At 62.8% G+C, this 12303-nt stretch carries 3 protein-coding genes; 2 read left to right on the top strand and 1 reads right to left on the bottom strand.

Annotated elements, in window-relative coordinates; translation table 11 throughout:
• Nucleotides 1-105 precede the first annotated feature (105 nt).
• On the top strand, nucleotides 106-471 hold the full coding sequence (locus ACN0X7_RS19245; protein ID WP_417520098.1) for a hypothetical protein: 366 nt from the start codon (nucleotides 106-108) through the stop codon (nucleotides 469-471).
• Between the two features lie 15 nt (nucleotides 472-486).
• Nucleotides 487-738: a hypothetical protein gene (locus tag ACN0X7_RS19240; RefSeq protein WP_417520097.1), complete on the top strand. Its 252-nt coding sequence runs from the start codon at nucleotides 487-489 to the stop codon at nucleotides 736-738.
• A gap of 176 nt (nucleotides 739-914) precedes the next feature.
• Here the strand turns inward: ACN0X7_RS19240 and ACN0X7_RS19235 are convergent.
• A partial coding sequence (locus ACN0X7_RS19235) for an Ig-like domain-containing protein (RefSeq protein WP_417520096.1) occupies nucleotides 915-12303 on the bottom strand: 11389 nt, incomplete at its 5' end.

Below are 12303 nucleotides of genomic sequence, written 5' to 3'. Positions count from 1 at the left end.
CTACCGACAAACAAGGAACTGATACAGGTCCGGTTTGAAAGCAAGTTGCAGATCCGGGGCGACAAGGCCCCTAATCCAGCCTGGTCCAACGAGCGCCTATACCCCGTGGTTCTGGGGATCGTCATCGGGCGGCGTGTCATCCGTGTCCACAACCGTGAAATCCAATCCGGCATCGTCGAAACCGCCCTGGTCTGCGCCATCGCCTTCAGCGCCTGTCTGATCCCCAACCTCGTCCAGAAGCACGTCCGTGGGCGGCAGACCGCCCGCATCGTGGTCCAGGGTGCCCGGATCAATGCCAGCCGCCTCCAGATAGCCATCGAGCGGCGATGCGCCGGCGTCATCACTCGCTCCGGCAACGGAACCGTCGTCGTCCGGCGGCGGCGCGGCTGCGAACTGAACATTCCGACCGGCATTCTGCGGGTTGCCGGCGTATTTTCCGTAGCGCTCTGGCTGGCATCCCTCTTGCCGTGAGCACTTGTCGCGCCCGTGCTGTCGCAGCTCCTGCTTGTCGGCGCCATACTGGCATTCGTCCTGACCGCACTGACCGGGGATGATATCTGGGCTCCGAAGTTCACGCGCTGGGACGAGACTGCCGTTCTGCTTGCCCTGGCGATGCTGTCCGGGATGCTGGTGGATCATGAAGCGGCAAGAACCGCTGCCGAGAACTTGTCAGTCGAGTTGGTCGGAACGGGTGATGATGTGTTGCGATCACCCCAAGTCAGCATGGATCCGGCCTGAGGCATTGCCACGCGACAGCGGGAAGTCCCGGATATCAGGCAACAATGTGGGGCCAGACATCGGCTCGGACCCTGGCGCAATAGAGGGATGCCGCACCGGCGTCCCGGCTGAATCTGTTTCTGTCGCACCAGCCTTTTCCACCTGAACTGCTGCGGATACAGCCAGGCTAGGCTAGGTCAGAACTGGAAGTCGTCGCCTTCCAGGTTGTTGAAGTCGACACCCAGCAGCGTGATCGTGTCGCCCGTCCCGTATTCGATCAGCGCATTGCCCGACCCGTCATCGCCGATGGTCAGATCACTGATACCGGTGATCGTGGCGTCAGATGAGAAGTCGAGCACGTCGTCGGTCGACGCACCCGCCTGGAAGCCGCTGATCTGATCGTCGCCGTCGCCGGTCCCGAACACGAAGCGGTCATTGCCGGCGCCACCATCCATCGCATCGTTGCCCCCGCCGCCATCAAGCGTGTCCGCACCATTGCCGCCGAACAGATCGTCCTGACCGCTGCGGCCTTCCAGCAGGTCGCCCCGGTCGCCACCGTCAAGCGTATCCGCGCCATCGCCGCCGAACAGCTCGTCCCGGCCGTCACCGCCATCCAGCGAATCGAAGCCGGTCGCACCGATCAGCGTGTCATCACCGTCACCGCCAAACAGCGTATCGCCGCCTGCCCCGCCATCCATGCTGTCGTTGCCGGCAGCACCGGTGAGCCGATTTCCGGAACTGTCACCGGTCAACGTGTCATCGAATGCCGAGCCGGTTATGGCCTCGATATTCAACAGCACGTCACCGATGGCCTGACCGGCCGATCCCAGACCCGTCGACAGATCGACCTCCACGCCGCTGGCTGATCCGAGATAGGTTGCCGTGTCGAAGCCATCGCCGCCATCCAGCGTGTCTTCGCCGCTGAAACCCTGAACCAGATCATCGCCTGTGCCACCCTGGATGAGGTTCGCCGTGCCGTCGCCGAACAGGCTGTCGCCGAAGTCCGATCCGGTCAGGTTCTCAATACTGATCAGAACATCGCCCGCAGCGTGACCACCGTTCGTGACCCCGTTGTCCAGGCGGACACCAACCGCGGCATTGGATTCGCTGTAGTCGGCGACGTCGACACCGTTGCCGCCATCCAGCGTGTCGCTGCCCAGGCCGGACCTGAAAATGTCATCATCGGCATCGCCCGCCAAGCTGTCGTTGCCGTCGCCGCCGTCCAGCAGGTCATTGGCGTTCCCGCCAAAGATGGTGTCACCGAAGGCCCCGCCGAACAGCTGGTCCTGACCGTCCCGACCTTCCAGAGAGTCGGCACCATCGCCGCCGAACAGCGTGTCGCTGTTGTCGCCGCCGAACAGCTGGTCGTTGCCGTCATCGCCAGAAATAAGGTCGTTGCCGGCTGCGCCGATCAGCGAATCTGCATCATCCCCGCCGTTCAGGACATCATCACCGTCACCACCGTCCAGGATATCATTACCTCCACCGCCGCTCAGCGTATCCCCGGCGCCGCCACCGTTCAGGATGTCGCTGCCGGCGTCGCCGTTCAGTACGTCCTGACCGTCGTCGCCGTTGAGCAGGTCTGCGCCATCGCCGCCAAACAGCGTGTCGCCGCTGACGCCGCCGAACAGGCTGTCATTGCCCGCATCGCCGTGGATCAGGTCATTGTCGGCCTCGCCCTTCAGCGAGTCGTTACCCAGCCCGCCGAACAGCGTGTCATTGGCTGTGCCGCCTTCCAGCGTGTCATTGCCACCGTCGCCGTTCAGTTCGTCCTGTCCATCCTGGCCTTCAAGCTGGTCATCGTCCGCACCGCCGAACAGAAGGTCTCCGTTGTCTCCCCCACGCAGGACATCGTTGTCCGAGCCGCCGAACAGGGTGTCGTTTCCGGCCAGCCCGCTCAACGTGTCGTTGCCGCCCAGTCCGGCAAGTTCGTTGTCGTCGAAGCCTCCGATCAGCACATCCTTGAAAACTGTGCCGATCACATTCTCGATCCCGGTCAGGGTATCGGGGCCAAACGCATCCGGGTGCCGGGCTTCGCCCAATACGAGGTTCACCTCAAACGGATCGAAGCTGGCATCGACGATGTTCTGATAGCTGACGGTATCATTGCCACTTCCACCATCATAAACAGTACGATCACTCTCGAGACCGGCGATAAGAAGGTCATCACCGTTGTCGCCGTGCAGGCGCGTGCCGACATTCGAGAATTCCGCGTCGAGGGTGTCGTTGCCCGCTCCCCCGAACAGGAGGTCATCGCCAAACGCGTTCGAGTCATCTGCTCCTGCTCTGAGCAGATCAGCGCCCGCGCCGCCGAACAGTGTGTCGTCACCCCCTTCACCGTCCAGCGTATCGGCTCCATCTCCTCCGAACAGGCTGTCCTGACCGAAGAAGCCAGACAATTCATCATCGCCTTCGTTACCGCGCAGCGTGTCGTTGCCGTCGCCGCCATCCAGCGTGTCGTTGCCCAGATCGCCTTCCAGAGAGTCGGCACCGTTTCGGCCTTCAAGCAGATCATCGTCCTGGCCACCGTTCAGGGTGTCGGAACCGTTGCCGCCAAAGAGCGAGTCGTTTCCTTCATTGCCATTCAGAACATCGTCATTGTCGGCCCCGATCAGTGAATCATTACCGAAGCCGCCACTGATCGTATCCAGGCCATCACCGCCATCGACAGTATCGTCTCCACCACCCGCGGAAATTCCGTCCCCGCCCGCGCCGCCCGATATGTCGTTGGCCGAGCCATTGCCCGAGAGCGTGTCATTGAAGCCCGAGCCGATCAGGCCTTCAATATCCGTCAGCACGTCGCCGATGGCCTGCCCCGCCGAACCGCTTCCGGCAACGAGATCAACACTGACCGCCGACCCGGAATCTGCGTAGGAGGCAAGATCGAAACCATCGCCGCCTTGCAGCGTATCTTCGCCGCTGCGGCCCTGAAGCGTGTCGTCGCCGTTGCCGCCGGTCAGGACGTTGCTGTCGGCATCGCCTTCCAGTACATCGCCAAATGCCGTACCGATCAGGATCTCGATGTTGTTGAGGACATCACCTTCGGCGAGTCCGCCAGCGCCCGTCCCAGAGCCAAGATCAACCTGAACCGCGGCGCCCGAGGTGCTGTAGTCGACCAGGTCGGTACCGTTGCCACCGTTCAGCGTATCTGCACCTTGGCCACCCAGCAGCGTATCGTCACCAAGGGCGCCACGGAGCGAGTCATTGCCACCATTGCCCACGAGGAGGTTGGCGTCATCGTCGCCGGTCAGGGTGTCGTCATGTAATGAGCCGAAGAGATTCTCGACACCATTCAGACTGTCGCCGTCCGCATGGCCGCCGGAGCCGATGCCAGCGGACAGATCGACCGACACGGCTGCGTTTGATGCGGCATAGTTCGCGGCATCGCTGCCATTTCCGCCGATCAGGCTGTCCGCACCGGGGCCGCCCGCAAGCAGGTCATCACCATCTCCGCCATCCAGTATGTTGGCCCCACCCGAACCCGAGAGCGTGTCGGCGAAACCGGACCCGATGAGGTTCTCGAAACCGCTCAGAATGTCGTTTTCCGCGTGACCGCCAGACGCAACGTTGGTGCCGATATTGACGTTCACCGCTGCATCAGAACCGGCATAGGCAACAGTATCGTCACCTGCACCGCCGGACAGCGTGTCGGCACCGTCACCGCCCTCCAGCAAGTCGTCATCAAGACCACCAGTCAGAGAGTCATCGCCCGCTCCGCCGGACAGGATGTCGTCCCCACCGTTGCCGAACAATGCGTTGTCGCCCGCAGTGCCGATGAGCGTGTCATTGGAAGCCGAGCCGGCCAGATTCTCGATGCTGATCAGCACGTCGCCCGCGGCATCACCGACGGCGCCTGTTCCAGCCTCAAGGTCGACATCAACTGCGCTGGCGGACCCGCTGTAGTCAGCCAGATCGCTGCCCAGGCCGCCGGCCAGGGTGTCCGCGCCCGCGCCGCCCGAAAGCGTGTCCGCGCCATTGCCGCCGGCGAGACTGTCATCACCCGCACCACCGGAAAGCTGGTCGTCGTTGCCGCCGCCGAACAGGCTGTCGTTGTCCTCGCCGCCGTCCAGCGTATCGTTCCCGACCGCGCCCAGCAGGCGGTCCTCGCCGGCACCGCCTTCCAGAAGGTCCGCACCGCCGCCGCCATCGAGGGTATCGTTGTCCTGGTTGCCCAGGATTGTGTCGTTGCCAGCCCGGCCGGACAGGCTGTCATTGCCCTTGCCGCCATCGATCGCGTCGGCAAGTTCGGACCCCAGGATGACATCGTCGCTGTCATCGGTCGCAAACTCGAACTGCTCGACATTCCTGAACCGATCCGAGTCGCTGGCGTCAGTCGTGATGACCACGTCGAAGCCTTCGCCGCCGTCGATCGTGTCCTCCACACTGTTGCGGATCGTGTCGTCGCCGGGTCCGGCATCGATCACATCAGCACCCGGACCACCATCGATAAAATCATTGCCGGTACCGGCGAAAACCGTGTCGTCGCCGCCGCCGGCCTCAATCGTGTCGTTGCCGGCGCCATTGATCAGCAGATCCGGCGAGGCGCCGCCGACAACCGAATCGTCGGTGCCCGGCGTCACTGTCACAGCAACTTCCGCAGCATCGGTGCCGCCATTTCCATCCGTGACGGCGTAGCTGATCGTGTCCGCCCCAGTGAAACCGGCGTCGGGGGTGTAGGTCAGCGCACCGTTTGCGCCGATCACGACCGAACCATTCAGCGCACTGGCCGAAATGACAGTCAGATTGTCACCATCAGCATCGCTGTCATTCGCCAGCACATCAATGACGACAAAGGCGTCTTCTTCTAGCGTCGCCGTGTCGTCATTGGCCGTCACCGGATCGTTGTTGCCGCTGATCTGGATCGTGATCGTGCCGATATCCGAGACCGCGCCGTCCGGATCGGTCGCTGTGTAGGTGACGAACACGTCGCGCACTTCGCCCAGGCTGACGTCCTGGAACTGACCGTTCAGGCGGAAGTCAAACTCGCCGAAGTCAAAGTTCGTGGTAGTACCCGTAGGGGCGGAAATCACATTCAGCGTCAGGTCGAATTCGCTGTGATTGCGGTCCGGATCGTCGAGATCCAGCGTCTCGAACAGACCGAAACTGTCCTCGGCAATCGAGAAGGCCTGATCCACGATCACCGGCGCGTCGTTGACGCCCGATACGGTCACGATGGCGAAGCCGTCGCCCTGGATCTCGTCGAAGTTGAGCGTCCGCATGATGAAGGCGTCGCCCTGACCAGTGATATCCACCCGCGACAGCGGCACATCCCCGAAGGCCGCCGAGATGTGGCCGCCCAGCTCGGTGAAGTTCGCCGTGACCGTCTGCGTGCCAAGCGACACGCCGTCGGCATCGAAGCCCTCGACCAGCACCTGCACACCGTTGATCCCGGTGGTGTTGTTTACGGTGCCGACCTGGAACAGCACGTTGGCCGCCAGATGGTCGAAGTCCAGACGCATGGTCTCGCCCGCATCCAGACGCGCCGTGAACGGCCCCCCCTGGATGCCCAGGCCGTTGAAGTTCAGCGACTGCACGTTCGCCGAGCCGGTGACGGTCACGCCGTCCAGATCGAGCGACGCAACCGTGCTTGACCCGATACCCGAGAGGTCCAGCGTCTTGCGGGTTACAACCGCGTCGCCGGCCTGATCGCCGTTCGCGTCCTCAACCACGAAGGTGATGATGTCGGCAATCGTGTCGCCCGGTGCGAGACCGTCAAAGCTCAGTGTCCGCCCAAAGCTCAGACCCGCGGTGTCGCCACCGGACGGATCCAGCGTGATGCCGTCGCCAATGTTGCCCGTGAAGCTGACCGTCGCACCGGAAGCCGCCTCTGCCGACACGATGCGCAGGTCGTTGCCGCTATCGTTTGCCAGCACATCCAGCAGAACTGGCACATTCTCCGTGCCCGTGAAACCGAGGTCGTTGGTCAACTGAGGCCCGACCTCATTCACCATCACGTTGACAGTTGCAGTATCTGTGGAACCGTTTCCATCGGTGACAACGTAGGTGAAGCTATCGGAGCCGAAGAAGTCGGCGTTCGGGGTATAGCGGATCTCGCCGCCCTCGATCCCGACCGTGCCGTTGGCGGCAGTCCCGACCGACTGGACTGTCGGCGTATCGAGTGCGTCGATGTCGGTGTCATTCGCAGTAACGTCGATCAGAACAGAGCTGTTCTCATCGACGGTGGCAGCGTCGTCGTGTGCCGTCACCGGATCGTTGTTGCCACTGATCTGGATCGTGATCGTGCCGATGTCAGAAACCGCCCCGTCCGGGTCGGTTGCCGTGTAGGTGACTTCCACGTCGCGCACCTCGCCCAGGCTCACATCCTGGAACTGGCCGTTCAGGCGGAAGTCTAGCTCGCCGAAGTCCATATTGACCGTGGCGCCCGCCGGGGCCGAGATCAGGTTCAGTGTCAGGTCGAACTCGCTGTGATTCCGGTCCGGATCGTCGAGGTCCAGCGTCTCGAAAAGGCCGAAGCTGTCCTCGGCGATCGAGAAGGTCTGGTCAACGATCACCGGCGCATCGTTCACGCCCGAGACTTCGATGATGGCGAAGCCGTCGCCCTGAATCTCATCGAACGACAGCGAACGCATGATGAAGGCGTCGCCCTGGCCCGTGATTTCCACACGTGACAACGGCGCATTGCCGAAGGCCGCCGAGATCTCGCCGCCCAGTTCCGTGAATGCTGCCGTCACCGTCTGCGTGCCCAGAGACACGCCGTCGACGTCGAAGCCCTCGACCAGAACCTGTACGCCATCAATGCCGGTCGTGTTGTTCACGGTGCCGACCTGGAAGATCAAGTTCGCAGCCAGATGATCGAAATCCAGGCTGAGCGTCTCACCCGGATCCAGGCGCGCCGTGAACGGGCCGCCCACGATACCGACGCCGTTGAAGTTCAGCGCCTGCACATTGGCCGAACCTGTCAGGATCACGCCGTCCAGATCCAGCGACGGCGTGTTCTGGTTGCCGATGTTGTTGAACGCCAGGACCTTGCGGATCACTACCGCATCGCCGGCCTGATTGCCCGCCGCATCCTCGACCACGAAGGTGATGATGTCGGCAATCCTGTCGCCCGGAGCCAGCCCGTCATAGCTAATGGTCCGCCCGAAGCCAATGTCAGCGACATTGCCGCCAGACGGATCCAGCGTGATGCCATCGCCGATGTTGCCGGTAAAGCTCACCGCCGCACCCGACGACGCCTGTGCCGACACGATCCGCAGATCATTGCCGCTGTCGTTCGCCAGCACATCCAGCAGTACCGGCACGTTCTCCGTGCCCGTAAAGCCGAGGTCGTTGGTCAATTGCGGGCCAGGGGCCGTGAAGGTCGAAAAAGCCACTCCGCCATCTGCGAAGGCGAGCGCTTCGATGCCTGAAACCGTGGTGGTGCCGTCGCGTCCGATCACGCTGTCGGCAATATCGAAAGTGCCATCGCCATTGTCCGTCGCCGTGTATTCCGCCGCATTGCCGCTGAGGATCAGAGTGTCAACGCCATCGCCGCCATCGACTGTATCATCGCCGGCACCACCGGTGATGGTGTCGGCACCCGAACCGCCGACAATCCTGTTCGCGCCGCCATCACCGCTCAAACTGTCGGAGTGGCTGGAGCCGACGAGGTTCTCAAATCCACTGAAGGAGTCGCCCGAAGCATGGCCGCCGGATGCAGCGCCGGAAGCCAAATCAACGGTAACTGCTGAACCGGATCCGGCATAGGAAAGATCATCGGTGCCGCCACCGCCTGAGAGGAAATCTCCACCCGCGCCACCTTCAACGGTGTCGTCGCCATCGCCACCGCTGGCGACGTCCAGGCCACCACCACCGAACAACAGATCGGCGCCATTGCCGCCGGTGATGTCATCGCCATCCACTCCGCCAATCAGCGTGTCGTCCTGATTTCCGCCGGACATGTTCGCGCCGGCCGCGCCGGCCGTCAGCAGATCGTTGCCTGCGCCCCCGAACAGATCCGTAGAACTGCCGTCACCGCCGGTCAGGACATCATCACCGCCATCACCTGAGAGATTTCCACCACCTGATCCAGCTGTCAGCGTGTCATTCCCGCCGCCGCCGGACATGAACACCGTTTCGACTGCCACCAGAGAATCGTTGCCTGCTCCACCATTCAGGGCGTCAAGACTCGAGCCCGCAGATGATATCAAGGTGTCGTCGCCAGCACCGCCATTCAGGATGTTCAGCCCGGTCCCGCCGATCAGCAAATCCGCGCCTTCTCCACCGGAGATGAAGTCGCCGCCATCGCCGCCGTCGATCACATCATCAAGACCACCGCCGACAATCGTGTCGTCACCTGCCCCGCCGAAGAAGGTCTCGCCCACGATGAAGCCGGCCTCGTTGGCATCTGCAACGCTGCCCGCCAGGGTGACATTGTCGGCGCCGTCACCGGCGTTGCTCACATTTCCATCCTCGGCGTCCGCCGCGACGACATTGTTCAGGTCAACCGTATCGTTGCCCGCCGTGAAAACCAGCTTGGTGATCCCGGTGACCTCAAGCGTTGCCTGCGCCGCGACATCGGTAGTGACGTCGAAATTGGCGGAACTCACTGTCAGCCCGTCATCGGTGAAGTGGCTGACGTTATCCAGCCGGATCGAGACACAACGTTCGCCATCCGCCGTTTCCAGCGCGTGCGCGGTCCAAGTGATCGTGCTGTTGGAGAACGCACCGCTGAAGCTGGCCCCACTGACCGTACCGCCATAGTTCCCGAAGGCGATCTCCGACGCATCGCGAGCCGTCTCCACACCATCCAGGAACGACCGCACGATGACACTGCCAACGAACCCATTGTTCGGATTGACGTGAACGTAGGCACCGTTGGTCGGTTCCTGCGCTGCGGGCAGGAACGGACCGCTTGAGCGAACGAAAGTGAACGTATTGCCCGTATCGAAATCAACGACATAGGTGACGCCGCCATTCGGGACATTGGGCGATCCGATGCTGTCGGTGAAGTCGACACTGTCGTCCGATAAAGCGTAGTCGACCGTGATCGTCTCGCTCTCGCCGTCGCCGAGATCGCTGAACTGGCCCGGGTCGATATCCAGTTGGCCGGTCTCGCTGTCCACCGTGAAGGCGACATTGCGCGCGGCGTTGGAGGACGTGACCACCACGTTCTCGACATCCAAATCGTCGCCATCGGCGTCCGAAGCGTTCGCCAGCAGGTCGATGGTGACCGGCGCATCGTCTTCCGTGACGCTGCCCGCATCGACCGTGCCGGAAACTTCGTGGCGGTCCTCACGGCCCTCGACCAGGATCGTGACGTTCTGGACGGCAGTACCGCCATTGCCGTCATCGATCTCGATGCTGTACCCCAGAACCAGCTGTTCGTTGAAGTCGAGGGGATCGAACAGGGCGTTGTCGGCGCTGAAGCTCCAGTCCGCCGCCGAGCCGTTGATCACCGCCGAGAAGAGGCCCTCGGCCTGCGCCGCGCTGATGCCGCCCAGATCGCCGGTCGCACCGGTGAAGCTGGCGGTCGCGGTGTGGGTGTCGCCCGTATCGACATCCAGGAAGGCGACCGAGCCGCTCTCGGTCAGCGGATCTGCGGAGTCCTCGACAACCGTGCCAGTCGCATCGGTGCCGCCCACCAGAATGATCGGCGCGTCATTGACCGGGTCGATCGTCACCGAGACCGTTGCGGTGTCGGTGACGCCCTTGCCGTCATCAATGGTGTAGGTGAACGCGTCCGCGCCGTTGAAGTCTGCATCCGGGGTGTAGCGAATCTGGTTGCCCTCGATCACCGCAGTGCCATTGGCCGGGGTGCTGACCGAGGTGATGATCAACGGTTCGCCATTGTCGTCCGTGTCGTTGGCCAGCACGTCGATCAGGATCGTGCCATCCTCATCAACCGAAGCTGCATCGTCCGTGGCCTCCGGCGCAACGTTCGGCTCGACCACCAGGATGTCAAAGGTCTGGACATCGGTGAGCGGTCCACCCGCGCCCGTGTTGCCAAGATCATTGGCGGTGACAGTGACGGTTTCGGTGCCAATGAAACCGGCATCCGGCGTAAATGTCATGTTCGACAGCGAGCCCGAGACCTGGGCCAGGGTGCCGGTGATGATGACCGTGTTCGACTGGTCGCCGACGATCGACGCGCCCGTACCCGAGGATACGTCGATGGTGCCGTTCACGGCCTCGACCGTCACCTGGATCTGGCCGGTGCCCTCGTCCAGATCGGCATCCGCGACAGCGCCGCCGAAGAAGCGGACTTCCGTGCCGACTTCGGTCTGGATCGCCTGATCGACCGGCGCACCGCCAGCCACAAACTGCGGGCTGCCGAAGATGGTGCCGTCCAGATCGCGGCCCGACAGATCCTGCACCTGGCCCGGCTCTGCGAAGGTGGGATCAAAGGTCAGGTAGAGTTCGAGATTCGGCTCGGCCGAGGAATCCACGACCTGATCGAAGTTGTCGGCAATCTGGGTGGCGTCCCGTGCCTCGGACCAGACACGGACTTCCGAGACATCGCCGTTGAAGCCCTGGCTGAAGCCGTCGTTGAAGCGGCCAATATTGAGTTCTTCCGTGCCCTGACGCGGCGTCCCGGATGTTGCGAGGCTACCCACCAGAGCGCCATCGACATAGAGGCTGAGCGTGTTCGCCGCATCGTCGAAGACGCCTGCGATGTGGTGCGGCTGACCGTCGGCGACGAAACCGGCCTGCACGAACTGCTGGCCCAGGGTCGCATCGTCGAAGCGGATGTGTGCCTCACCATTTCTGACGACCAGGCTGTAGGTCTGGCCGCCGCCAACTGGCTTGGTCACAACGCGATTGAACTGGCCATCGGCATCCGACGTGGTGACCCATGCCTCGACCGTCCAGCTGTCGGGGCTGAGCGCCGGATCATGGGCGACCTGCACGAAGTTCGACGTGTTGCCATCGAAGCGCATCGCGCCGCCCGTCGGGGTGGTGATCACCGGTGCGTCATTCACGGCGTTCACCGTGACCGTGACCTCGCCCGTGTCCTGACCGCCCCGGCCGTCATCTACGGTGTAGGTGATCGTGTCGGTGCCGTTGAAGTCCTGATTGCCTGTATAGGTGATCGTGCCGTCGGCCTCGACCACCACAGTGCCATTGTCGGCGGAGGCAGCGATGGCATTCAGATCATCGCTGTCGAAGTCGATGTCATTCGCAGCCACGTTGATGTTGACGGCCACGTCCTCATCGGTGACCGCGACATCGTCCACAGCCTCCGGCGCATTGTTGGTGCCGTCGGTGTTGAAGACACCATCGCCGAAGGTCGCCGTCTCGACATCTTCCAGCGTGGTCGTGCCGTCCCGGCCCGCGACAGTGTCGATGATGGTAACCGTGCCGTCGCCATTGAAGATGACGTCATATTCGTCGGAATCGCCGGAAAAGGTGACATTGTCGTCACCCGCGCCGCCATTGATGGAATCATCGCCTGTGCCGCCGGTGAACTCGTCGTCACCGTCTCCACCGAGCAGCGTGTCGTTGCCCGCGCCACCGTTCAGCGTGTCGTTGCCGCCTGCGCCGTTGATCGCATCATCGCCGTCGCCGCCATCGACTGAATCGTCGCCTTCGCCTGCATCGATAACGTCGTTGCCCGCACCGGCCGCGATCGTGTCATTGCCGTCA

It is taken from the genome of Minwuia sp. (assembly GCF_048263705.1).
Lineage (GTDB): Bacteria > Pseudomonadota > Alphaproteobacteria > Minwuiales > Minwuiaceae > Minwuia.
Note: the sequence above shows the minus strand (reverse complement) of the source record. Positions and strands in the feature narration are given on the sequence as shown.